Source organism: Phyllobacterium sp. P30BS-XVII, from assembly GCF_014138335.1.
GTDB classification, from domain to species: domain Bacteria; phylum Pseudomonadota; class Alphaproteobacteria; order Rhizobiales; family Rhizobiaceae; genus Phyllobacterium; species Phyllobacterium meliloti.
In genome coordinates, this window is sequence record NZ_JACGXO010000004.1 from 132,021 (window position 1) to 156,648 (window position 24,628).

The window sequence follows — 24,628 nt, forward strand, 5'->3', positions numbered from 1 at the left end:
CCGGTGGGCTATGCGCTCGATTTCGGCTGGCTGAATGATGCGATCGGCATGATCGCCAGCGGCGCGGGCATGACGGTTTTCCTGATCGTCGTGACCTCCGTCGCTGGCACGGTGCTGAGCATCTTCGGTGCCATCGGGCGTCGCAGCCGTCATGCGATCTTGCGCAAGCTCGTTGCGGGTTACGTCGAACTGATCCGCAACACGCCGTTTCTGGTACAGCTGTTCTTCATCTTCTTCGGGCTGCCGCGTTTCGGCATCCGCCTTGATCCGGTGACGGCGGCGATCCTTGCCATGACCATGAATATGGCGGCTTACAGCACCGAGATCGTTGGTGCTGGTCTGGATGCCGTGCCAAAAGGACAGACGGAAGCGGCAAAGGCGCTCGGCCTCCATCCAAGGATCATCTTCATCAAAGTCGTCCTGCCGCAGGCGTTGAAGGTCATCTTCCCTGCCCTGACCAGCCAAATCGTCATCATGATGCTGGAATCTGCCGTGGTGTCGCAAATTGCCGTGCGGGAATTGACGTATGAGGCAGATATGCTTCAGGCACGCACTTTCCGCGCGTTCGAGACCTATTTTATCGTGACCCTCGTTTATCTCGGGCTGAGTATCGGACTGCGCAGACTGCTTTATGCCGCTGGACGCCGGTCGATTGCCGGAGGCATGGCATGATCGAATTCACCTTCTGGGACATAGCGCGCAATCTGCTGCTGGCCGCCCGCTGGACGGTACTGCTTTCCATCGTTGCCTTTACTGGAGGTGCTATAGTCGGTGTCGCAATCCTCCTGGCCCGTATCTCAAAACGGAAATGGCTAAGGCGCAGCGCTGAATATTATATCGGCCTGTTTCAGGGAACGCCGTTGCTCATGCAGCTGTTTCTGCTGTTTTTCGGCCTGCCCCTCCTCGGTTTCCGCATTGAGGCATGGACGGCAGCGGTGCTTGGTCTGACGCTCTGTGCCAGCGCTTTCCTTGCCGAAATCTGGCGCGGCGGCGTGCAATCCCTGCCAAACGGACAGTGGGACGCCGGGAGCAGTCTCGGTCTGCATTATGTCGCGCAGTTGCGCCTGATTATCCTCCCGCAAGCCTTCGCGATCACACGCGCGCCGACGGTGGGTTTTCTGGTGCAGCTGATCAAGAGCACGGCATTGACTTCGATCATTGGATTTGAGGAACTGGTCCGAACCTCGAACGCCATCAACAATGCAACATTCGAACCTTTCACTGTCTACGGGCTGGTCGCGCTGATCTATTTTGTTCTGTGCTATCCGCTGACGCGCTACACTAAGAAATTGGAGCTTCGTGCCGCACAGCGTTAGAGCTTGCGCGGCTGTTGGTAAAAAGAGTGGGAATCAGCCAGAAACTGGCAATAGAAAAGGAGATCGGACTATGGATAAAATTCTCAAGAAAGGCATTAGCCGGCGGACCGTGCTTGGTGCGGGCGCTCTAGGCACCGCCATGCTCGCCATGCCATCCCTGTTGCGCGCGCAGGACAAGTCGCTGAAGATTGGCGTCTATGGCGGCTATTTCAAGAATTCGTTCGACAAGAACATTTTCCCTGAGTTCACCAAGGCAACCGGCATAGCCGTTGAGTCCGTCGCCGAACCAACAGGCGAAGCATGGCTGGTTCAGCTTGAGCAGGCCGCCAAGGCTGGCGCCGCACCGGCTGATATTTCGATGATGTCGCAGGTGTCGATGATCAAGGGACAGTCGACAAATCTGTGGACCCCCCTCGATGTATCGAAGCTGCCAAACTCCAAGAACCTGATTGACCGTTTCATCAACAAATACCCTGACGGGCGTGTCGCCGGTATCGGTGCCGTTGCGTGGTACATCACCCTTGTCACCAATACCGACGTCTACAAGGAAGCGCCAACCTCATGGCAGGCACTTTGGGACCCGGCAAATGCTGACAAGCTCGGTCTGCTGGCGCTCGTTTCCAACTCATTCCTTCTGGAAGTGACTGCCAAGACCTTCTTTGGGGGCACCAATGCCCTCGATACCGAAGAAGGTATCCTCAAGGTCTTCGATAAACTGGCCGAAGTGAAGCCGAATGTCCGCCTCTGGTATCGCGATGAAGCGCAGTTCGAACAGGCGCTGAAATCAGGCGAAATTCCAATGGGCCAGTATTATCACGATGTTACGGGCCTTGCCGCATCCGAAGGGCATCCGGTTCGCTCGACTTTCCCGAAAGAAGGCGGCATTCAGGATTCCGGTTGCTGGGCAGTGTCACGCGCGTCGAAGAAGGTCGATGAAGCTCATATCTTCATCGATTATATGAGCCAGCCAGCCATTCAGGCGACATTGTCGCGCAAAGTGGGAACCGCGCCAACGGTCAAGCGCGAACTGCTCGATCTGAACGACAAGGAATTCGCCGCGGTGTCATCGGATATCGAGCCGATCCTGCCGCGCTACGATCTTTTGACGACCAAGGCCGATTTCCTCAACCAGAAATGGACCGAGCTGATTGTCGGCTGATTGCAACTGGCGGCCGGTGGCTGCAGATTGCTAGACTGTATTGGTGGGAAACCCGGATTATTCCAAACCGGGTTTCCCCTTGAATAAGACCAATGAAATGGGGGCTTGATGTCCGGACTGGTTCTCAACAATGTAACCAAGCAATTTGGTTCATTTACCGCCGTAGAAAATGTGCAGCTTTCCGTGCCGCACGGAACGTTTGTCTGCATGCTCGGGCCATCAGGCTGCGGCAAGACCACGTTGCTGCGCATGATTGCGGGCCTTGATGATCCCACAGGCGGTTCCATTCTGCTCGACGGCGAAGACATTACCAAGGTCCCGACGCACAAGCGCAATCTCGGCATGGTGTTTCAGTCGCTGGCCCTGTTTCCCCATTTGAGCGTTGGTGAGAATATCGCCTACCCCTTGCGCATTCGCGGCAAAAGCCGCGAAGAACAGAAGAAGCGTGTTGATGAGCTTCTCGCCCTCATTCACCTTCCCGGCTATGGAGACCGACCCGTTTCGAAACTATCGGGCGGGCAGCGCCAGCGTGTGGCCATAGCTCGCGCCCTTGCACTTTCGCCAAAGCTGTTTCTGCTGGATGAGCCGCTTTCAGCGCTTGATGCAAAGCTGCGCGAGGCAATGCAGGTGGAACTGCGGCAGTTGCAGCAAAAGCTCGGCATTACCACCATTGTCGTCACCCACGACCAACGCGAAGCGATGACCATGGCCGATACGGTCGTCGTGATGAATAGCGGCCACATCCGGCAGGCCGCCTCGCCAATCGAAATTTACCGCAAGCCCGCCGATACGTTCGTCGCCGATTTTATCGGCTCGACAAATCTCATCGAAACCACAGCTGACAGTTCCGGCGCAGCGACCGTTTTCGGAAACAAGGTTCCCGGCCTGATACTTCCAAACGGTATGCAGAAGGCAACGATTTCCGTTCGCCCCGAAGACGTTCATCTGACCGCGCCGGATAACGGAGCGATCAAAGGCATCGTGACCTTTGTGCGCGATCTCGGGGGCACAATTGAAACTTTTGTCGAAGCAGGCGGCAAGCAGATCGTTGCCGTTTCAACACCGCGTGCCCGGCCTGAAGTCACCGCCGGACAACAGGTTGGCATCGTGCTTGCGCCTGACGTTTGCGTGGTGCTGAAGCAATGAAGCGCGAAGCCCCGCAATCCGTAGCCGATTACGGTCCGCTGTTTTTCCCAGCCGGTATGCTGCTCGTCTTCTTTGTCGTGCCGTTTGGTACGATGATCGCTGTCAGCTTTTTCCAACGCCAACAGGGTGGCTTCTATACACCCGCTTTCGTCTTTTCCAATTACGAGCGCTTTCTCAGCGTTTTCTTTGGCGGCGTTCTTGGGTTTTCCCTCATGCTGGCAATTACGGTCGCCATATGCTGCGTCGTGCTTGCACTACCTTTTACCTATCTCTTGTCCAAGCTGCCACGCCGCTTACAGGTGATCTGGCTCGTCGCCCTGCTTTCCGTGCTGTCCCTGTCGGAAGTCATTATCGGCTTTGCGTGGTCCACTCTGTTCTCGCGTACAGCCGGGATCACCAATATTCTCGTACAGCTTGGTTTGATGAAACAGGCCGTCGCGCTTTCGCCCAGCTTCGGCGCGGTGCTGACAGGCATGGTCTATCAGGCCCTGCCCTATACGGTGCTGGTGCTTTACCCCGCCCTTGTCAGGCTTGATCCGACCCTGATGGAAGCGGCGCGAACGTTGGGCTCATCGCCGCTGCGCGCCTTCTTCAACGTGCTTGTACCAGCGCTGCGCAATACGATCATGGCAACGCTTATTATGGTGTTCATTTTTGCGCTTGGTTCCTATCTATTGCCGCAGATTCTTGGCAGGCCGCAACACTGGACGCTTTCAGTCCTCATCACCGATCAGGCGATTTATCAGTCCAATATGCCATTCGCCGCTGCCATGGCCGTGTTTCTGGTACTCGTCACACTTGGTCTTGTGGCGCTGACGCTGCTCATCGGACGCAAGGGAGAAAAGGCATGACCACATGGCTCCGTCGTCTTTACTTCTTTGCGATTGGCCTCTTTCTCGCGCTTCCATTGATTGTGGTCGCGGGCGTATCGGTCAATGCCAAGCAGACCCTTGCCTTCCCGCCGCAAGGTTTTTCGCTCGGCTGGTATGGCGAGATTTTTCTCAACCCGGAATGGCGTAGCGCTCTTTTCGCCTCTGTTCTGCTTGCCACCACTTCGGCGGCTTTGGCCGTGCTGATCGCGCTACCGCTTTCATGGTTTCTCTGGCGGCGGATTGCGCCATGGGCCAACATCTTTCAGGTCCTTGGCATCGCGCCGTTCACGCTGCCACCCGTCATCACCGCGCTTGGCCTTTTGACGTTCTGGGCCACCACAGGTTTCTACGGCCAGCCATGGACCGCCGTCATCGGCCATGCGATCTTCTTCGTCACCTTGCCGCTCGTTACCTTGTCGCTTGGCTTTTCCGCTATTGATCGCTCTTTCGTTGAAGCTGCCGCTACGATGGGTGCCAATGACCGCACCATTTTTCGCACGGTGATCCTGCCGTTAATCCTGCCCTATCTGGTGTCGGGCTATGCCTTTGCTTTCGTGCTGTCGCTCAACGAATATATCGTTGCCTACATGACCGTGGGCTTCACGCTGGAAACCTTGCCTATCAAAATTTTCAATGCACTGCGTTATGGCTACACGCCGACCATGGCGTCGGTCACAATCCTCTTTGTCGCGACTGCGGCGGTGATTTTCTCGCTGGTTGCCAAATTCGGCGATCTGCCAAAACTTCTCGGCGCCATGGCCACGGATGACAAATGATGCGCATTGCAGCACTTCAGATGCAGGCGGTTTGTGGCAATGTTGATGCCAATCTTGCGCGTATCGAACAGGCCGCCATGGATGCAGCAAAAGCCGGTGCCGACCTTCTGGTCGTGCCGGAGCTAGCTCTGACAGGCTATGGTGCTGGCGAGGCAATCACCGCATTGGCTGAACCTGCAAATGGCAGTCAGATCAGCCAGTTACAGGCAATATCCAAAGCAAATGCCATAGCGATCATCGCTGGCTTTGCCGAGCGTGATGGCGATAATGTTTATAACAGTGCAGCCTATGTCTGCGGCGATGCGCAACCCGTAATTTACCGCAAATCGCATCTCTATGGCGATTATGAGCGGGCCCTGTTCACCCCGGAAAAACCAGCAAGCTGTATCATCCAGATAGCCGGGTTAAAGCTCGGGATACTCATCTGCTACGATGTGGAATTTCCTGAGAATGTGCGTCGCCTTGCACAGGCTGGAGCCCAGATGGTCATTGTGCCAACAGCTCTTCCTGCGGGCCCATCCGGCACGTTCATCGCGGGCCATATGATTCAGGTGCGCGCCTTCGAGAACCAGATATTCGTCGCCTATGTCAACCATGCTGGTGATGACGGACGCTTTAGTTTTGCCGGTCTGTCACGCATTGCGGCACCCGATGGCAGCCTGATTGCGGCCTCTACCGATGCGAGGGAACAGCTGCTGTTTGCCGATATAAACAGGCACATGTTTGCCGCTTCCATCGAAAATAATCCCTATCTGAAAGACCTCGCACTGCTATGACCGACATAATCGATACCGACGTTCTCATAATCGGCGCTGGCATTGCCGGTGTTGGAGCCGCCGCCGAGTTGTCCAGCACCCACAAGGTCATCATTCTCGAACGGGAGAGCCAGCCAGCCTATCATTCGACAGGACGTTCCGCTGCGATATTCCTGCCCAATTACGGCAATGATGTTATTCGTGCGCTCAATCGCGCCAGCGCGCCAATGTTCATGCAGCGCGATACAAAGCTATTTCCTGAACCGCTGCTGACGCTACGCGGTTCTCTAACTGTTGCCGATGATACCGGCATCGAACATTGCGAAGACCTGCTCAAGAACGGTGTCAATGTCGAGGAAATCAGTGCCGATCGCGCCGTTGAAATGGTTCCGATTCTTAATCGCGATTACATCAAAGCAGCCTGCTATCAGGCTGAGGCACAGGACATCGATGTGAACGCCCTGCACCAGGGTTGGCTGCGCAAGGCCACAGGCCTCGGTGTAGACCTTCGCACAAATGCGGAGGTTATCCGCGCCAGACGTTCGAGCGGCTTCTGGCTCGTTGAAACAGCTGATCAGACATTCCGGGCTCAAACTGTTATCAATGCTGCGGGTGCCTGGGCTGATGTCATAGCGGGTATTTTCGGCGGCAAGCCGCTTGGCCTTACGCCGTTGCGCCGCTCAATCGCAGTTCTTCCAGCACCTGAAGGCTATGACACCCGAGGCTGGCCGCTTGTCGATGACGCCAATGAAGCATGGTATCTCAAGCCCGACGGCGGGAGGCTGTTCGTCTCGCCTTGTGATGAAACTCCGGTTGAACCGCACGACGCCTATGTCGATGACATGATATTGGCTGAGGGTCTCTATCGCTATGAACAGGCGGTGACGGTGCCTGTAAATCGCGTCGAGCGCAGCTGGGCTGGCCTTCGCACCTTCGCGCCTGATCGTACCCCCGTTGCGGGCTTTGACGCTGAACTTGACGGGTTCTTCTGGCTAGCCGGACAGGGCGGCTATGGTATCCAGACGGCGCCGGCCCTCTCGCAATTCACGGCAATGCTTATCCGCCAAGAATCGCTGCCGGATGCACTGGCACAAATCGCCCCGCGCCTTTCTGCTGCCCGTTTTCAGCCGAGCAATGGGTAGCCCCCGAAGATGTCCGTCTGGCTGCCCACTTCCGACCTGATGAAATCGCTGAGCACGCGGATGCGCGGCGTATTGACGATATCCTCATGGCAGATCAGCCAGTAATCGCGATTGAGATGCATCTCCTTTGCCAAAACGGGCACCAGCTCCGGGTAATTGCAGGCGATGAAATAGGGCAGGATACAAAGGCCGAAACCGGAACGTGCCGCGCTCAATTGGGCAAAGATACTTGAGCTTTGATAGGCAGGCCGCAGGCCCGGCAGAATCTCGCGCATATAATCGAGCCCCGGCGTGAAAATCATATCCTCAATGTAACCAATGAACCGGTGGCCAGAGAGATCCGACCGCTGCCGGATTGCCGGATGTTTCGCCAGATAGCTCTTTGCGCCATAGATGAACAGGCGATACGGCATCAGCTTTTCCTGATGGTAGGGGCCAGTGCGTGTCGCATTCAATGTTATCGATAAATCAGCCTCGCGGCGCGAAAGCGAAACAATCTGCTGGATCGTCACCATCTCCACGGAAAGGCTGGGATAGGCCTGCGCCATGCGCGGCAGCCGATCCGCCAGAAAGAAATTGGCAATGCCCTCGAGAATGCTGAGACGCACAACACCGCTCAGCGAAATCGTGCCGCCGGATGCCTCATTCTGAAAGCGTTCCGCTTCACGCTCCATGATTTCAGCGGATTCAATCAGCTTTTCGCCCAGCGCCGTGAGGATATAGCCACGCGGATTGCGTTCGAACAGACGCGCCGAAAGTGCCTCCTCCAGCCGGTCAATCCGGCGGGAAACGGTGACATGATTGGTGCGCAGACGGCGGGCGGCTGTCGTAAGCTGGCCAGTGCGCGCCACGGCCAGAAAATACTGAAGATCGTCCCACGTATATTGCCGCACGGCCTACCTTAATGTACATTTTTGTACTTATTCTGTTCGAAAATAGGTGTTTGTGTACTTATTTGTCAATGCTACAGTTTTTTCAACAGAGTGGTTGCCCGTCAGAAGAAACGGGACAATCATAGGGGCAAGAATTATCCGGCAGAGAGAATGGCTGACCGGATTGAGGGAGGGAGAACCGAACCGGTTGTGCGCAGACATATCTGCGTCATGTCTCCGGGTCATTTTCAATCGAGACAATCAAGCCCGCGACGGTCCATCATACGATGATCCTGTGAGCGGCATTTCTTTGGGAGGAGAACAGAATGAAATTATTGGCAATAGCAACCGCAGCCCTTATGGCAGCAACCGTCATGCCAGCGGCAAGCGCGGAGATTTCCGACGGCAAGGTCAAGATCGGCATCCTGAACGATCAGTCCGGCGTCTATGCGGATTTCGGTGGCAAGTGGTCCTATGAAGCGGCAAAGATGGCTGCCGAGGATTTTGGCGGCAAGGTGCTGGATGCACCGATCGAGATCATTACCGCTGACCATCAGAACAAGCCTGATATTGCCTCCAACATCGCCCGCCAATGGTATGATACCGAACAGGTCGACTCGATCATGGAGCTGACTACATCATCCGTTGCGCTTGCCGTGCAGGGTATCTCCAAGGAAAAGAAGAAGATCGATCTTGTAACCGGTGCGGCGACAGCTGAACTGACCGGCAAGCAGTGCTCACCCTATGGCTTCCATTGGGCTTATGACACCCATGCTCTGGCAGTTGGTACCGGCGGTGCGCTCGTCAAGCAGGGCGGCGATACATGGTTTTTCCTGACCGCCGATTATGCCTTTGGCTATTCGTTGGAAGAGCAGACAAGCAAATATGTCACCTCCAAGGGCGGTAAGATTGTTGGTTCCGTGCGCCATCCGCTTGCAAACAGCGACTATTCCTCGTTCCTGCTACAGGCACAGTCATCGGGCGCGAAGGTTATCGGCCTTGCCAATGCCGGTCTTGATACGGCCAATGCTATCAAGCAGGCAGCCGAATTCGGTATCGTATCCGGTGGCCAGCGTCTGGCAGCCCTGCTCTTCACGCTTGCCGAAGTACATGGTCTTGGTCTTGAAGCAGCTCAGGGATTGACGCTGACGGAAAGCTTCTACTGGGATCGCGATGACCAGTCGCGCGAGTTCGGACGCAAGTTCTTCAAGCGCACCGGCCGCATGCCAAACATGATTCAGGCCGCCACTTATTCCGGCGTCATGCAATACCTGAAGGCTATCCAGAAAGCTGGAACCGACGATACGGTAAAGGTCGCCGCAGCAATGCATGAAATGCCCGTTGACGACGTCTTCGGACGGGGTGCCAAGGTTGGTGCCAATGGCCGCCTGATCAGCGATGTCTATCTGATGGAAGTCAAGAAGCCCTCGGAAAGCAAGGAGCCATGGGATTATTATAAGGTTCTTGCCACGGTTCCCGGTGATGAAGCTTACATGAAGCCAGCCGAAAGCGGCTGCGATCTGGCCAAGTAATCCGTATGACGGCTTCGCTAACAGGCACGGCTTTCGGGGGAGGACAGACCTCTCCCGGCAACGCCGACAACGCTGCGTCCCGGGTGGTTCTCTCCGCCCGTGGCCTGCGACGGGACTTTGGCGGCTTTATTGCCGTCAACAATGTGGATCTGGATGTTCATCATGCCAAAGTGCATGCGCTGATCGGCCCGAACGGGGCGGGAAAGACCACTGTATTCAATCTGTTGACGAAATTTCTGCAACCATCGAGCGGGACAATCACCCTGCTTGATCACGATATCACCAGAACCGACCCGGCCAAGGTTGCCCGGATGGGGCTGGTGCGCTCGTTCCAGATTTCTGCGGTTTTCCCGCATCTGACAGTCCTCGACAATGTGCGCGTTGCCCTGCAGCGCCCCGGTGGATTGTCCACCCAATTCTGGCTGCCAACCAGTGCGCTCAACCGTCTGAATGACCGCGCCATGGAGCTGATCAGCGCTGTGGGACTGCAGGACGCGCGCAACAAACTTGCCGCCGACCTGTCTTATGGCCGCAAACGCGTATTGGAAATTGCAACCACGCTGGCGCTTGATCCCAAGGTGCTGCTGCTGGATGAACCCATGGCCGGTATGGGCCATGAGGACGTACACATCGTTTCCGACATTATCCGCGAAGTTGCCCGCGACCGGGCTATTCTCATGGTGGAACACAATCTGAAGGTCGTTGCAGACCTTTGCGACAAGGTCACCGTTTTGCAGCGCGGCGAAATCCTCATCTCCGGCGACTACCAGACCGTCAGTCAGGATGAACGGGTGCGTGTCGCCTATATGGGGACCGAACATGAGTGACACCAAACCTCTTCTCGCCGTTCGCGATCTCCACGCATGGTACGGCGAAGGCCACGCACTACATGGCATCAATCTTGATATTCACGAGGGCGAAACCGTCACGCTTCTTGGCCGCAACGGTGTGGGCAAAACCACGACCCTGCGTTCCATCATGGGCATCATTCGCAAACGTACCGGTAGCATCACGTTTAACGGCAAAGACATGATGCGCGTGCCATTGCACCGCACAGCCCATGCGGGCATTGGTTTTGTGCCGGAAGAACGCGGCATCTTCGCAACGCTGTCCGTCGACGAAAATCTCAACCTGCCCCCTATTGTTGCCAAGGGTGGCATGTCCATCGCCGAGATTTACGACCTGTTCCCCAATCTGAAAGAGCGGCGCAACAGCCCGGGTACAAAACTTTCCGGCGGTGAACAGCAGATGCTGGCGATTGCCCGCATCCTGCGCACCGGCGTGAAGCTCTTGCTGCTTGACGAGCCGACTGAAGGTCTTGCGCCTGTTATCGTTCAGCGCATCGGCGAAGTGCTTGTCACCCTGAAACAACGCGGCATGACAATCCTGCTTGTCGAGCAGAATTTCCGATTCGCCAGCAAGGTTGCAGACCGATTCTATGTGGTAGACCACGGCAAGATCATCGATAATTTCCACGTCCGGGAACTGCCGGACCGCATGACCATGCTCAATGAAGCGCTGGGAGTCTGATCCATGACAATGATCTTCGGCGTTCCGCTACAGGCCTTTCTCGGACAATTGCTCATCGGTCTGATCAACGGCTCCTTCTATGCCATGCTCAGCCTTGGGCTTGCGATCATCTTCGGTCTGCTGCGCGTGATCAATTTCGCCCATGGCGCCCAGTACATGCTGGGTGCCTTCATCGGTTATCTTCTGCTGGCACAACTTGGTATCGGCTATTGGCCTGCCCTCCTCCTCGCGCCGATTGTGGTCGGCGTTGCCGGCGCAATCGTTGAGCGCGTGGCACTTTCGCGTCTCTATAATCTCGATCATCTCTATGGGCTGCTCTTCACCTTCGGCCTTGCGCTCGTGATTGAAGGCACGTTCCGCTATTACTACGGTGCAGCGGGTCAACCCTATGCGGTGCCATCAGCGCTCGCCGGTGGTTACAATCTCGGCTTCATGTTCCTGCCGAAATATCGTGCCTGGGTGGTGATTGCATCCCTTGCCGTCTGCATCGGCACGTGGCTGCTGATCGAAAAGACACGGCTGGGCTCGTATCTGCGCGCTGCCACGGAAAATCCAACCCTCGTGCGGGCTTTTGGCATCAACGTGCCACTGCTTCTCACCTTTACCTATGGTCTGGGCGCAGGCCTTGCCGGTCTCGCCGGTATTATGGCAGCACCGATCTATCAGGTGAGCCCATTGATGGGGTCGAACCTCATCATCGTCGTGTTCGCTGTCGTCGTGGTGGGCGGCATGGGCTCCATTCTTGGGGCCATCGTCACCGGCTATATGCTCGGTATTTTCGAAGGTTTGACCAAGGTGTTCTACCCGGAAGCCTCGAATATCGTGATCTTCGTCATCATGGCGATTGTTCTGCTTGTCCGTCCGGCAGGCCTGTTCGGCAAGGAGGTCTGATATGACCGATACAACAGTTTCTTCCGTTCAGAAAAGCAAGTTCTTCACTGTTGAAATGGTGCTGATCCTGATCGGCGTTGCATTGCTTGTTCTCGCACCATTCCACTTCTACCCGGTCTTCCTGATGAAGGTATTGTGCTTTGCGCTTTTTGCCTGCGCCTTCAATTTGCTGCTTGGCTATACGGGTATTCTCTCCTTTGGCCACGCCGCCTTTTTTGGCGGAGCGGCCTATTTTACCGCCCATTCGGTCAAGGAATGGGGCTTTCCGCCTGAGCTTGGCATCCTGCTCGGTGTCTTCGGCGCTAGTATTCTGGGCCTCATCATCGGTTTCTTTGCCATTCGGCGTCAGGGTATTTACTCTACGATGATCACGCTTGCCCTCTCGCAGATGTTCTTTTTCTTCTGCCTGCAGGCATCCTTCACCAAGGGCGAGGACGGCATTCAGGGCGTGCCGCGCGGCAAGCTTCTTGGCTTCATCGATCTTAATGATCCGCTCAATATGTATTTCTTTGTGCTCGCCGTGTTTCTGATCGGCATCTTTATCATCTGGCGCATCATCAATTCGCCATTCGGTATGATCCTGAAATCCGTCCGGGAAAATGAGAACCGCGCCATATCGCTGGGTTATTCGGTTGCCCGCTACAAGCTTGCAGCCTTCGTCATGTCCGCCGCCCTTACAGGTCTGGCGGGCGGGCTGAAAGCCATCGTCTTTCAGTTCGCGACATTGACCGACGTCAGCTGGCAGATGTCCGGTGAAGTCGTTCTGATGACCCTGCTTGGTGGCATTGGCACGCTGGTTGGTCCGATCGTCGGTGCAGGATTTGTCTCCGCGCTGGAAAACTATCTCGCCACTTCGGAATTTCCTGTCACCGTCATCACAGGCATCATCTTCATGGTCTGCGTGCTTGTGTTCCGGCGCGGCGTCATCGGTGAACTCTACGCTTCACGCCTTGGCAAGAAACTCGAGAGCAGCTCCGGGCACTGACATGACAGCCAGTTATGACTACATCATCGTCGGGGCGGGCACGGCAGGCTGTACCTTGGCCAACCGTCTGTCGGAAGACTCGAATGTGTCTGTTCTTCTGCTCGAGGCGGGTGGCAAGGACAATTATCCATGGATTCACATTCCGGTCGGATATCTCTACTGCATCTCCAACCCGCGTACAGACTGGTGCTTTTCAACCGAGGCGGAGCCGGGCCTCAACGGACGTGTCCTGAACTATCCGCGCGGAAAAGTGCTGGGCGGCTGTTCTTCGATCAACGGCATGATCTATATGCGCGGTCAGGCGCGCGACTACGATCTATGGCGGCAGGATGGCTGTACCGGTTGGGGCTGGGATGATGTTCTGCCCTACTTCCGTAAATCGGAGGATTATTATCTGGGTGCCGATGATTTCCATGGATCGGGCGGCGAATGGCGCGTGGAAGAAGCACGGCTGCATTGGGATATACTCGATGCCTTTCGTGATGCCGCCGAGGCAGCCGGTATTCCGCGCACGGACGACTTCAATCGCGGCGACAATGAAGGCAGTTCTTATTTCAAAGTGAATCAGAAGCGCGGCATTCGCTGGAATACCGCCAAGGCATTTCTTCGTCCGGCTATGAAACGGCCCAATCTCAGGGTCGAGACCGGTGCCCATGTGCGCAAGCTTATTATCGATGACCTGACCGCCAAGGGCGTGGAAATCGAACAGGCGGGAACGATCCACACGATCAACTGCCGCCGTGAAGTGATCCTTGCTGCCGGAGCTGTGGGCTCACCACAAATTCTTGAATTGTCGGGCATCGGACGCGGCGGCGTCCTGCAGAATGCCGGGGTCACGCCCGTTCTTGAACGGCGCTCTGTCGGCGAAAATCTTCAGGACCACCTGCAACTGCGCTGCGCCTATAAGGTCAGTGGTATTCCGACACTCAATGAAAAAGCCAATCGCTTGCTTGGCAAGGCATCCATCGCCTTGGAGTATCTCTTTAACCAGTCTGGTCCTATGTCGATGGCACCAAGCCAACTGGGTGTATTCACCCGCTCGGACCCGTCTTTCGCGACCGCAAATCTACAATATCACGTACAGCCGCTGTCACTGGAAAAGTTCGGAGAAAATGTTCACCCCTTCCCTGCCTTTACCGCCAGTGTCTGTAATCTCAGGCCCGATAGCCGCGGTTCGGTTCATGTCAAATCGCCTGACCACCGCGCACATCCGGCTATCCGTCCGAATTATCTTGCAACGGATAGCGATCGTCGCGTGGCAGCGGATTCAATCCGCATCACCCGCAACATCGTGGCGCAGGAGCCGTTGCAGCGCTACCGGCCGGAAGAATTCAAGCCGGGCCCGCAATATCAAAACGAGGCGGAACTGATTGAAGCGGCGGGAGCCATTGGCACGACGATCTTTCATCCCGTTGGCACTTGCCGTATGGGCGCCGATCAGGAGTCCGTGGTCGATCCGCAATTGCGGGTACGCGGCATCAAAGGCCTGCGTATATCAGATGCTTCGATCATGCCGTCGATCACGTCGGGCAATACCAATTCCCCGACAATCATGATTGCCGAAAAGGCAGCCGAGATGATCCAGCAGGGCAATAATTAGAAGGTGAACGGTAAAACCCTTACCAAATCCCCCCTACTCATTCCCTCTGGTGGAGTGGGCAATGGGGATGCTCTTTGCACCATCGTGATCGCCGCCCTATCGTAGTCCGGATTACCCGAAGACGACGCAATCGTTGCAGATTGCACACTTCCATCAAGCGCAATAGATATACGAACCTTCAATCGGGTACCGCCAGACCCACCAATGCGAACGGTTCGTTTATATCGGGCGAGATGAGCATTCAACTTGGCATCCCACGCGCGAGCCTCAGACGCCGAGGCGGAGCGTGCCATAACTGGCGCTGCCTTTGCCTCCACCACGGTATCGCTTTTCACATCAGTTGCCCGTGCCTTCGCGATTTTACGCACAATCTTTTTTGGCACATCCTTTTTAGGCTCTAGCTTCTTCGGTTCCGGTTTGACAACAGGAAGCGGCACTTCAACCTTCGGCAGTTCAACCGTTTCCTCCGGCTGCACTTCCTCTGGCACAACCTGCTCCTCCGGCGTTGGTTGAGGTTCCGGCTCAACTGGCTTTTCCGGTTGGATTTCGGGAGCAGCAGCTTCCTGTTGAACAGGCTCCGGTGTCACCTTTTCCGGTTCGACAGGCGGTAGTTCAGCAACAGCCTCAGGCACGACCGGCGCTGGCAAAGGCTCCATATCGATCATCACGGCAGCAGCAACTTCACCGCCACTTGTGTCTGACTGGTAGCTATATCCGTACCAGCCAGCTCCCGCATGAACACCAATTGCCACGATGGCCGCTGCGGACCACAAGCCAATTTCACGCCAGTTCGTTTGAAACTGGCCTGCCACGCGCGCTACTGGCCTGTCTGGCATTATTGCGCGCTTCCTGTTGGTGCAGGCATGGCTGGCGCCAACGGTGCGCTTTCAAGCCCGACAAGCGCGATCTTGAGATAACCACTGGCGCGCAAGGTATTCATCAGATCCATCAGCGCGCCATAATCCACAGCGCGGTCGGCGCGCAGGAACACGCGTGTTTCCCTGTCGCCCTGCGTCTTCTGATCAAGGAACGCGCCAAGCGTTTCCTTTGTCACCATGTCGTTGACGATTGCGATGGTGTGATCTTCTTTCAAAGTGAGATAAAGCGGTTTGTCAGGACGGTTAGCGGGGGCTGCCGTTGATGCCGGCAGATCGACATTGATATCGACGGTTGCCAAGGGCGCTGCCACCATGAAAATGATCAGCAGAACCAGCATGACATCGATGAACGGCGTCACGTTGATCTCGTGGTTTTCCTGCAAATCGTCGTCAGAAACGTTGTGTCTGATACCGCCAGCCATGATCTGTACCTTTATTCTGCCGCTGCAGGGCGTGCCTGATGCACCTGGGGTACAAGCGCAAAATCCACATCACGGCTGACAAGACGCTCAACGCCAGCCGACGCATCAGCAAGCAATTGCCGGTAGCCGGTGATCGACCGGGCAAACACGTTGTAGATCACGACTGCGGGGATGGCTGCGACGAGGCCGATCGCCGTAGCCAGAAGAGCTTCCGCGATACCGGGAGCCACGATGGCAAGATTGGTTGTCTGCGACTCTGAAATGCCGATGAAGGAGTTCATGATGCCCCAGACCGTGCCGAAAAGGCCAACGAAAGGAGCGGTTGAACCGATTGTTGCAAGGACACCTGTGCCACGGCTCATCCGGCGCCCAGCCTGTGCCTCGATACGCGACAGACGCGAGGCAACGCGTTCTTTCAGGCCGTCCGCACCGGCATAATTGCGCGCTTCCTGCGACATGCGCACTTCCTCGCGCGCCGCATTGACCAGCTGCACGCCCGGTCCACCACGCCCTTCAAGCACCTGTTCCGCATCGCGCAGCGTGCGGGCATTGCCAATTGCATTAAGGGCGCGATAAGCGCGAACACGCGCACCAGCAAGTTCCAACGTCTTGGCAAGCCAGACAGTCCAGGTGATAAGCGAAGCAAAGGCCAGGCCGATCATGACACCCTTCACCACCCAGTCTGCGGCCATGAACATGCCCCATGGTGACAAATTGTGTGGCAGGTTGGCCTTGTTTACTGCCGCAGGTGCTGCTGGTGTCGAGGCAATTCGTGAGGGTGCAGGGGTTACAGCAGGCGCAGGAGCACTTTGAGCGGCGGGTGCCGGGGCAAGCTGAGGCACGGGCGCGGCTTCAACAGGGCTCTGTTGTGCAGGTTGCGGTGCCTGAGGAGCGGTTTCCTGTGCCATCACAGGGGAAATCAAAGACAACAGAAGCCCGGAGGTAATCGCCACCGCCCTGATTCTTACAGAAACATTCTGCATTGGTGAAAACCTGTCTGTATTTTTCCGCATGACTTTTGTCTTTCGCTTCTTCCGCCGCCCCGGCCAGCTCGTCGCGATAATGCATCCATTATCCAAGGCTCCGATGCGTGGCGCATGGTCTGTTGGAGCGGCTGTAATATTCATGAGTATAATAATCAACTATTAACTTCTGCAACCCCGGGTTTTAAATGCTTTGCATTTTGAGCTTTTCAATCGCTCCGCCGGGCGTTGTCACCATCAAAGCCTCGCCGCCAATAGGCAACCACATGGTGTTTTTCGCGATCATGTTTCAGTTTTTTACGCAGATGGGCGCGGATTCGTTTGAAGTCGTTAAATTCACAACCGGCCCACACGAAGGTATCAGCGGAAAGAGCGGAGGCATCCAGTTCCTCAACAATATCGGCCAACTTGCCGGTTGTTCCTGCCGGTGCGCTATGACGATACATCCAGCGAACATCAACCTGCGCAGGCGACTGCAATGGCTGCCGGTCATCGGGACCGTCAACCTCAAGAATGACCGTTGCTTTGGTCTGGGCGTGCAAATTCTGCAGAATACGGCCAATGGCTGGCAGGGCGGTTTCATCGCCAATCAGCAATTGCTGCGGCGCGGCCAATATGCCGCCTCCGCCCGGTCCGGTCATACCAACAATATCACCGGATTTGGCGTTCAGCGCCCATGTTGCACCCGGCGTACTCTCGCCGGGATGAACGACCATATCGATATCGACTTCGCCCCGGTCCACATCGATATTGCGGATCGTATAAACGCGGGCGATCAGCGCATCTTCGCCGCCCGCCCACACGGGTCGGCCATCGCGGCCCATGGTTGGCCATTTCGGAGCCCTGCCCTCGGGTACGAACAGGAGCCGGATATGCAGACCGCCGATGGCAAAACGGGCCAAATTCTCACCACGTAATCTTATGCGTCGCATATGCGGGGTAAGGTCTTGGGCACTCACCACACGCATTTCGCGGAAATAAGGAAGCTCCGAGCTGGTCAAGCCATCGCCTACCCAGGATAATTGCGGCTTCTCATTACCGGCAATGTCCAGAATATTATCGGCCAGCACCATGCGTACATAAGCAAGCGAGGTTTCGTCGTCGGCTTCAACATCAAGGGAAAGTACGTCGCCAAAGATTGTCAGATGCGCTTTGCCATAGGGCGTCTGAATCCGCCCTTCCAGATCATCCCGCTCAACATGTGCATGTTCGGCAAATACATTGCAAAGCTTGTCGAGCATGACACCGGGCGCCAAGAGTTTAACCGCAGCAGAGCTGCTCAGAACATTCGACGTGGCGGACATTGGCATTCTCCTGGCACTTTCTTCCTGCCGCTCGTCCATAAAGAGGATCGCAGGACAGGTCGCCGGGACCCTAATAAAAGATGACCAATTTAGTCAAGTATTAATAGGAGAAATTTCTGCTCTTGTACCGATCACAAAAATGGGATGTCAGACGATACCCCAGGCACGGTAACGTCCTCTGCCTGTCATCTCGCGAACGCCCAATTCGGTAATCAGATTCAAAGCGCCACGCGGCGAGACTTTTAGCTCTTTTGCTACCAATGATGTTGAAACCATAGGCCGCGACAGGATCAGGTCGATCATACCCGGCAGACTGGATGTCGAGCGCCGGTCCTTCAGCTTTCTCTCCATCTGGACACGGGCAAGGCTCAAGCGATCAATCTCTTTCAAACTGGCAATCGCCGATGTTTGTGCAGCTTCAAGGAAGGCAGTGAGGCGCGTATTGGGATTACGGGCACGGCGGCGATCGCGTGGTATCGCTCGCAGACCCGCATTGAATGCCGCCAAATGCGCCCGTGTCTTCAAACGCTCACGCAGCATTGCGGCGACCAGCATGGGGCCGAGCCAATGCTGGTGTTGCAAGGGTTCAATCTCTTCCCAGGCATCCCAAAGCAAGGCTGCTGCCAGCATAGGAGGCAGATCACGGGTCCGATCCATGACTGCGAACCATTGGTCCATGCGGCCATCTTCATCCCAATCCGGATCATAAACCAGGGGATCGCCATCAGGCGTCAAATCCCCGGCGGGTGAAGCCCTCCGCCTGACCTGCTGCTTGCTATCCGCTTCCGGTGGAGATTTCTCGGCAGGCTGGTTCAACAGGCGTTCGGAACGGTTGAGCAAGGCATCCAGCCGTGCCAATTCTTCTTCAAAGGCATTTTCCGCCTCAGATCCAGCTTCTGAGGCAATTTCGAGTTCAGGTCGCCTTACCGGTACGCTTGGCACAGGTGCAAGAAGTGCGTCCGCACCCCAACGGCCGCGCAAACTGGCTATGCCCTTGGGACTCAATGCCCATTGCGCCGGGCTCGCGGCAATCTGGCGCCGCGTTCGCAAGATCGCATGAGCGCGCGTCAGTTCATGTGTCGGCGTTCTGATATCCATTCGTGCGTCGTGGAGAACCAGATCTTCTACGTGAACGAGTTCGCCTGCCAGCCAGAGCGCATTGCAGGCCTCCATGAAATGCGAGCGCGCGATCCAGCCTTCGTTCTCACGAAGCAACCCGTCCTTCGACTGACGGCTACTCAATTCGCCAAAGTCACCCTTGCGCGCAACCCGCTCGTCCAGCCGCGCCAAGGCATCTTCCGCCGCCGCAATAGGGCGAAGCAGATCTTTCAGGGAGTAATTTGCAGAATCATAAGTCATTGAAATCATGTTAGGCGAATAGTGAAAGTGAAGCTATTGCCCTTGAGATAAATGGATGCTGCAAACACAGGTATCAGAGCGATGGCAACCGGAAGAAGCCCTTTCTGCCTTCGCTCGGCTTCATTCCCAAAGCCAGAGACGGGTGATCCTCGATCATAACTGCAATCAAACGCAACGATGCAGCGGCCTGCAATACCAACGGACGGTCCGAACCCTCTGGAATATCTGCCGCCAGCGATCGCGCTGAGACAACATATTCTGCCACAAGGCCGGGGTCCTGTGTCTGCAGGCTTATGATTTTTGCCAGCTGCGTTAGGTTTTCCGATACGCGGTCGGCTATGCCGTGTTCCAGCCGCCCCCACAGCAACAATCGGCGCAACCGGATGATCTCTGCCCCTAATGTGACCGAAGATAATGCATCATCCATCAATGTCTCGCCTGTCTCCCGCATTGTTTGCAGGATCGGCATCAGCTGGTTGATCCGATCATAAGCGAGGCTGTTGAACGCAGAGGCATTTGGCACGCGGTCACGCAGACACAGCCGAATGATATCCGTCCGCAGCGCATTCATCATACGGTTCACCGTCACAAGGGGCCGCTTCGGCAAAACGACAATGAAAACCAGAATCCCAATCAGAACACCTATTAGCACCGAAAGCGAGGTTTCCATGAATATGGCAGGTTCGAACGCCATTTTTTCATGAGGTTTCAGGAAGACGATGAAGTTGATGGAAAAAGCAGTGGCTGGGCCGACATGCCGTGGATCGGCCATCAGGATCGCAGCTGGCACCAGAACCGGAATGATGAATACAGCGAACCAGAACAGCCCCGGAAAATGCGGCAGGACCAACTGGCTGAGAATAAATGCAAATGGCACGGCATAGAGGGTGCCCCTGAAAAAACCCCAACTCGTTTGAAGCGGATTGGGCATTGATGCAAAAAGGCTGCACACGACCGCCACGATGATTGCTGCCGCAGCGGCATCTGAGTGCTTGGTCTGCATCCAATAGGCGGTCATCAGGGCTGTCGCGACAATTGCCCTGATGGCATTGACAAGAGCCGTATTGTGATCGCGATAAACAGGCAAAGCCGGTGGCTTCCTGCTTCCAGAAATATATTGCGAACGGCTTCCCAAGGCTGAAAGTCCGTCCAAAGTTGCTTTCAGACTGTCAATAAACTCCCCGAGCAGTGTCAAGCGAGCCATCATGCCAATCCGGTCATCGCCCCACGGCTTGCCTTTCAGTTCCGCAACCTCTGCGGCGAAGGCATCGAGCTTGTCGAGCCAGAGCCCAGTCGCATCGAGTTTGAAATTACCAGCCATGGCATCGAGCAGTTTTCCAAGCTTGTCGCGCAAATTTCGCCATGTCTCATCGGATGAGACACGATGTGCCACGAGAATATTCACAATGGACAGGCAGGACATAAGATGGCCCACCGTATGGCGCGAGTGCCGCCCATGGGTAACGAGACTTGGCGCTTCGAGCCGCGCATGGGCACGCATCGCCGCCAGTGCCTGCGTATCGGCAATCAGCTTTCTGTGGGCGGTTTTCAATTGGACAGAATCGCCACCGGCAATAGCGTCACTGGTATATCGCGCGAGATCCGCAATACAATTTTCCAACCCTTCAACCAGCGCGGTTCGGGCAAGTTGCGGCTGAAAGAAACGGCTGGCAATACCGGCACAGATAATGCCGAGCATGATTTCCGCACAGCGGGCATAGGCCACGTCAACCAGCAGATGTGACTGGCCAAAGGCGGGCAAAGCAATAATGACGGCGGTATAGCCCGCAAGTGCAGCACCATAGGATTCCGGATTGCGCAGCATCGACGCCGCAAAGGTGCATAGGGCCACCCAGAGCGCGATTGACACCACAAACAGCCATTGTATATCGCCCGTCGCCGCGGTTATCCCGATGGCGGCCAGCGCACCGATCAAGGTTCCGGCAAGACGAAACAGGCCTTTGCTGATGACCATGCCGGCAATGGGTTGCGACACGATAAAGACCGTCATCATTGCCCATTGCGGTTGCTGTAAGTTCAATGCAAAGGCTGCCATGAGCGCGACAAGCGCTGCAGCATTGGTTCTGAGTGCAAATATCCAAGCCGTCCTACCGGGCCAGGCTGGATGTTCAACCAACTTTTCAATGTATTGAATCATGGCGTCCGATCTGACAGCTAGCGCCTCTCATTATCTTTCGTGGGCGGACCGCACAACGGAAACAGCTTGTCTCTCCATGCGTCTTCTTGCCACCCGGATATGCCACAGATCGCCCGATTGTGTCACAGGCGTGACATCCGGCAAGCGCATGATTGATCTCCCGCGATCACCCTAACGAGGACCATTTCATGCGTAGATTTCTCAGCCTGCTGACAGCATTTGTTTTTGTTGGCCTAACCGCTGCCTATGCTGGCGACGCAAAGCCTTTCACCGATAACAAGGAGATTGATCTCCTGACGATTTTGCCACCACCGCCTGCCAATGACTCTCCACAGACCAAGGCAGAATTGGGAGAGATTCTGACGTTGCAGGTAACACGGACACCGGAAATGGTTGCGCGCGCGCAAGCCGATGCGGAAGAAAATGTCTGGCGTTTCGCAGATGTGATGGGCCCGGATTTCAACAAGGACAAATTGCCGAAACTGGCAGCGTTCTTCGATCGCATCGTTGAGACCGAAGGCGCGGTGGTTGATCCGGCAAAGGATGTGTTCAAGCGCCCTCGCCCGCATCAGTTGAGCGACCTTGTCAAACCGGCAGTAAAACCCTCCAATTCGGGTGCATGGCCATCCGGTCACACGACGCTTGGCACTCTGATGGGCATTGAATTGTCCAACATGGTTCCCGAGAAGAAGGCCGAGATCATGGCCCGTGCCTGGGAATATGGCAACAACCGGATCGTTGGTGGCATACACTATCGCTCTGATGTGGAGATGGGCCGAATCTCGGGCAGCGTCATTGCCGCTACGATCATGAAGCATGATGACTTCAAGGCTGAGTACGAATCTGCAAAAGCCGAACTGCGTGCGGCCTTGGGTCTTGGCGGCGCTTGATGATAATCGCCATAAACCTATAAAATAGGCCCGTCACGCCGTATCAGATGCGTGACGGGTGTCTGTTCATCTGGATAACAAGTACGACTTTTGTCGTAGATACCGGGCTGACCTTCGCCCGATGCGCGACGTTTCAAATGGGCCTACTTTCCAGCCATACGCTTCGATAGCGTGTGATGATGGAAAGAAGAACATGTCCAAACTGAACCCGATATTGCCTGAGCCGCACGTCAAGCAAGATGCCCTTTACCTCATATTGGTGGTTGGGTGATCATGCGCTATCAGATTCCGCTGCTCTCCATTGAGTATATTGCCTTGTCGCTTTTGCTCGGGCTTGTACTCATTCCTATCCTATCACCTTCATTCTGGAGCATGCTGCGCAACACCGCGCTCGCTCTGCTGCATTTGACGGGACTGTTCCAAGGCAAGGCGCCTCGCATCGATGAGACACCAAAGCAATCCGAGGCAATGCCTCAACCGATCCGCAGGCCCGGCCAAGCATCGGGGGCTCACCGCACGATGCCAAAGGCACGATATGAAAGCAAAGCTGGCATTCGTTCTGCCGAGTGGTATGGAACAAGGGCCCGGCCAGCAAGACGCCGGCATAAGTAACCGGCAAGGAATGACAACTTGGGATTGCTAAACGCTCTTCGCTTGAGAGGCCTGTTCGTCAAGCTGGTATTGATGTTTGTTATCGTTGGGTTTTCCGCGCTGTTGCTGGTCAGTATGGTGATGAGCCAGTTTTCCTCCAGCCGCAATGAAAGCAGTATTCGCGACTTCCTCAACGGGCTGGACCGGCAACAATTGAATGCTCTGGCCACGGGTGTTGATCCACGCGACAGAAATGCTTGCAATGCGCTGGCGAGCAAGATTTTCTGGAACACCGTTCAGGCTGGCATAAAAGGCGTTTCCGACTTCGGGGTGATGTTTTCCGATTTCTATAGCGGGCGATTGCAGGTCCAGATCGTTGATAGTCAGGGGCTTCTCTGCGCAACGCTCCCCGAGGCAACTCCGCTTCTGACAAAGGCCATGACTGAGGCGCGGCAATCGCCCCAACCCATCCCAGTTTACCGGGATGACGAAGATTGGGCTATGGTTACTCCGGTGAGCCTGCCCAATGCAGCCAATACCCAGGCACTCATAGGATTTCATTATTGGTCGCAATGGCAGCTCTACGACGAAATTGCCAGCGCCACCGTGTACGACTACATCCGCACGTTCATCCTGATCGGCTCCATGGGCGCGAGTGTTGCCGCTTTATTTGTCTGGCGGCTTTATCGCCGCATCAAACGGGCAACCAACGCAGCCGATCAATGGGCCGATGGCGATTTGCGGGCGCGCATCAAAGACGGTTCAAAGGATGAATTCGGCCGGCTGGTCGAGCGCTTCAACAATATGGCGGATGCGATATCGAAGAGCTTTGATATGCAGAAAGCACTGGCAATATCGGTAGAGCGCAACCGCATCGCGCGCGATCTGCATGACACCGCCAAGCAGCGCAGCTTCGTCCTTGGCCTCAAACTCACGGAACTGGAATATGAGGCGCAAGGACACGCACCCTTGCTGCCAACCGTGGAATCTGCCCGGCGCCTTGCCGATCATCTGCAGCAGGACCTTGAGAACGTTGTTTCAGGCTTCAACCTGCCTGCCATTGCTGATTTTGGTTTATACGAAACATTGTTGCGCAGCGTTGGCGATCTGCTATCGGGATCAGGTATTCAATGGTCCATCAATTGGCCACAGGATACAAGAGACGCGTTCGATTCAGCTCCAGAAACGGCGCAGGAGTTGCTGATGATTATGCATGAGGCCGTTGCCAATGCGCTGCGGCATGCCCAATGTCATGCTATTCGCATCGAGTGCAAACCGGGACCCCGATGGCACTGGAATATCAGCGACGACGGTCAGGGATTTGATATTGGCAGCGCGCCTTTTGGCATGGGGTTGTCGAACATGCGCTGGCGTGCGAACACATTGCCGGGCGGGATCATAACGATCACGTCCCAACCGTCAGGCACATCCGTTGACGTGTCTTTCAAACCACCCGCGGCGATGTAA

The 24,628-nt window shown here is 55.8% G+C and carries 24 protein-coding genes; 17 read left to right on the top strand and 7 right to left on the bottom strand.

Going from position 1 to position 24,628, the window contains the following annotated elements:
* Positions 1-3 precede the first annotated feature (3 nt).
* From FHW17_RS12895 to FHW17_RS12930, 8 genes are all read left to right on the top strand, one after another.
* Complete coding sequence (locus FHW17_RS12895) at positions 4-672, top strand: amino acid ABC transporter permease (protein WP_182510058.1); 669 nt, start codon at positions 4-6, stop codon at positions 670-672.
* Positions 669-1,316: an amino acid ABC transporter permease gene (locus FHW17_RS12900; RefSeq protein ID WP_112526213.1), complete on the top strand. Its 648-nt coding sequence runs from the start codon at positions 669-671 to the stop codon at positions 1,314-1,316. Before FHW17_RS12895 ends, FHW17_RS12900 begins: the two co-directional genes overlap by 4 nt.
* Before the next feature lie 70 nt (positions 1,317-1,386).
* Positions 1,387-2,475 carry a PotD/PotF family extracellular solute-binding protein gene (locus FHW17_RS12905; protein ID WP_182510059.1) on the top strand — a complete coding sequence of 363 codons (1,089 nt, stop codon included), beginning with the start codon at positions 1,387-1,389 and terminating at the stop codon, positions 2,473-2,475.
* A gap of 108 nt (positions 2,476-2,583) precedes the next feature.
* On the top strand, positions 2,584-3,621 hold the full coding sequence (locus FHW17_RS12910; protein WP_182510060.1) for an ABC transporter ATP-binding protein: 1,038 nt from the start codon (positions 2,584-2,586) through the stop codon (positions 3,619-3,621).
* On the top strand, positions 3,618-4,472 hold the full coding sequence (locus FHW17_RS12915) for an ABC transporter permease (RefSeq protein ID WP_091882659.1): 855 nt from the start codon (positions 3,618-3,620) through the stop codon (positions 4,470-4,472). Before FHW17_RS12910 ends, FHW17_RS12915 begins: the two co-directional genes overlap by 4 nt.
* On the top strand, positions 4,469-5,269 hold the full coding sequence (locus FHW17_RS12920) for an ABC transporter permease (RefSeq protein ID WP_112526206.1): 801 nt from the start codon (positions 4,469-4,471) through the stop codon (positions 5,267-5,269). Before FHW17_RS12915 ends, FHW17_RS12920 begins: the two co-directional genes overlap by 4 nt.
* On the top strand, positions 5,266-6,045 hold the full coding sequence (locus FHW17_RS12925) for a carbon-nitrogen hydrolase family protein (protein WP_182510061.1): 780 nt from the start codon (positions 5,266-5,268) through the stop codon (positions 6,043-6,045). The genes FHW17_RS12920 and FHW17_RS12925 overlap by 4 nt, the downstream gene beginning before the upstream one ends.
* On the top strand, positions 6,042-7,166 hold the full coding sequence (locus FHW17_RS12930) for an FAD-binding oxidoreductase (RefSeq protein WP_182510062.1): 1,125 nt from the start codon (positions 6,042-6,044) through the stop codon (positions 7,164-7,166). The genes FHW17_RS12925 and FHW17_RS12930 overlap by 4 nt, the downstream gene beginning before the upstream one ends.
* On the opposite strand, the gene FHW17_RS12935 is transcribed toward FHW17_RS12930, so the two are convergent.
* Positions 7,148-8,059, bottom strand: coding sequence for a LysR family transcriptional regulator (locus tag FHW17_RS12935; protein WP_113095852.1), 912 nt, complete (start codon positions 8,057-8,059; stop codon positions 7,148-7,150). The genes FHW17_RS12930 and FHW17_RS12935 overlap by 19 nt on opposite strands.
* A gap of 305 nt (positions 8,060-8,364) precedes the next feature.
* On the opposite strand from FHW17_RS12935, the gene FHW17_RS12940 reads away from it, so the two are divergent.
* The 6 genes from FHW17_RS12940 to FHW17_RS12965 are packed head-to-tail and all read left to right on the top strand — an operon-like array spanning position 8,365 to position 14,576.
* Positions 8,365-9,570 carry an ABC transporter substrate-binding protein gene (locus tag FHW17_RS12940; RefSeq protein WP_112526198.1) on the top strand — a complete coding sequence of 402 codons (1,206 nt, stop codon included), beginning with the start codon at positions 8,365-8,367 and terminating at the stop codon, positions 9,568-9,570.
* A 5-nt stretch (positions 9,571-9,575) separates the two neighbouring features.
* Positions 9,576-10,397, top strand: a complete 822-nt coding sequence (locus tag FHW17_RS12945; protein ID WP_227989044.1) for an ABC transporter ATP-binding protein — start codon at positions 9,576-9,578, stop codon at positions 10,395-10,397.
* Entirely contained in the window at positions 10,390-11,100 is a 711-nt protein-coding gene (locus FHW17_RS12950) for an ABC transporter ATP-binding protein (RefSeq protein ID WP_112526196.1), read from the top strand. The genes FHW17_RS12945 and FHW17_RS12950 overlap by 8 nt, the downstream gene beginning before the upstream one ends.
* Before the next feature lie 3 nt (positions 11,101-11,103).
* Positions 11,104-11,991: a branched-chain amino acid ABC transporter permease gene (locus tag FHW17_RS12955; RefSeq protein WP_091882678.1), complete on the top strand. Its 888-nt coding sequence runs from the start codon at positions 11,104-11,106 to the stop codon at positions 11,989-11,991.
* A gap of 1 nt (position 11,992) precedes the next feature.
* Positions 11,993-12,976, top strand: a complete 984-nt coding sequence (locus tag FHW17_RS12960; RefSeq protein ID WP_112526194.1) for a branched-chain amino acid ABC transporter permease — start codon at positions 11,993-11,995, stop codon at positions 12,974-12,976.
* Position 12,977: 1 nt separating this feature from the next.
* Positions 12,978-14,576, top strand: a complete 1,599-nt coding sequence (locus tag FHW17_RS12965) for a GMC family oxidoreductase N-terminal domain-containing protein (protein WP_112526191.1) — start codon at positions 12,978-12,980, stop codon at positions 14,574-14,576.
* On the opposite strand, the gene FHW17_RS12970 is transcribed toward FHW17_RS12965, so the two are convergent.
* The 6 genes from FHW17_RS12970 to FHW17_RS12995 all read right to left on the bottom strand — a co-directional run bounded on the left by FHW17_RS12970 (position 14,573) and on the right by FHW17_RS12995 (position 21,680).
* Positions 14,573-15,412, bottom strand: a complete 840-nt coding sequence (locus FHW17_RS12970; RefSeq protein WP_112526189.1) for an energy transducer TonB — start codon at positions 15,410-15,412, stop codon at positions 14,573-14,575. The two genes, FHW17_RS12965 and FHW17_RS12970, sit on opposite strands and share 4 nt — an antisense overlap.
* The gene (gene exbD, locus FHW17_RS12975; protein WP_112526187.1) at positions 15,412-15,876 is read right to left on the bottom strand and encodes a TonB system transport protein ExbD; all 465 of its coding nucleotides are present in this window, start codon (positions 15,874-15,876) and stop codon (positions 15,412-15,414) included. The genes FHW17_RS12970 and exbD overlap by 1 nt, the downstream gene beginning before the upstream one ends.
* 11 nt (positions 15,877-15,887) lie before the next feature.
* Positions 15,888-16,859: a tonB-system energizer ExbB gene (gene exbB, locus FHW17_RS12980; protein WP_112526185.1), complete on the bottom strand. Its 972-nt coding sequence runs from the start codon at positions 16,857-16,859 to the stop codon at positions 15,888-15,890.
* Positions 16,860-17,068: 209 nt separating this feature from the next.
* On the bottom strand, positions 17,069-18,163 hold the full coding sequence (locus FHW17_RS12985; protein ID WP_112526183.1) for a siderophore-interacting protein: 1,095 nt from the start codon (positions 18,161-18,163) through the stop codon (positions 17,069-17,071).
* A 147-nt stretch (positions 18,164-18,310) separates the two neighbouring features.
* Positions 18,311-19,522, bottom strand: coding sequence for an RHE_PE00001 family protein (locus FHW17_RS12990; protein WP_112526421.1), 1,212 nt, complete (start codon positions 19,520-19,522; stop codon positions 18,311-18,313).
* Positions 19,523-19,595: 73 nt separating this feature from the next.
* Positions 19,596-21,680 carry an FUSC family protein gene (locus FHW17_RS12995; RefSeq protein WP_113095847.1) on the bottom strand — a complete coding sequence of 695 codons (2,085 nt, stop codon included), beginning with the start codon at positions 21,678-21,680 and terminating at the stop codon, positions 19,596-19,598.
* A gap of 188 nt (positions 21,681-21,868) precedes the next feature.
* Between FHW17_RS12995 and FHW17_RS13000 the strand changes: the two genes are divergently transcribed.
* The 3 genes from FHW17_RS13000 (at position 21,869) to FHW17_RS13010 (ending at position 24,628) form a co-directional block, all read left to right on the top strand.
* Positions 21,869-22,570, top strand: a complete 702-nt coding sequence (locus tag FHW17_RS13000) for a phosphatase PAP2 family protein (protein ID WP_112526179.1) — start codon at positions 21,869-21,871, stop codon at positions 22,568-22,570.
* A gap of 273 nt (positions 22,571-22,843) precedes the next feature.
* Positions 22,844-23,182, top strand: coding sequence for a hypothetical protein (locus tag FHW17_RS13005; RefSeq protein ID WP_112526177.1), 339 nt, complete (start codon positions 22,844-22,846; stop codon positions 23,180-23,182).
* 18 nt (positions 23,183-23,200) lie between these two features.
* Positions 23,201-24,628 (top strand): HAMP domain-containing protein, encoded by a 1,428-nt coding sequence (locus FHW17_RS13010; RefSeq protein WP_210275885.1) that lies wholly within the window; start codon positions 23,201-23,203, stop codon positions 24,626-24,628.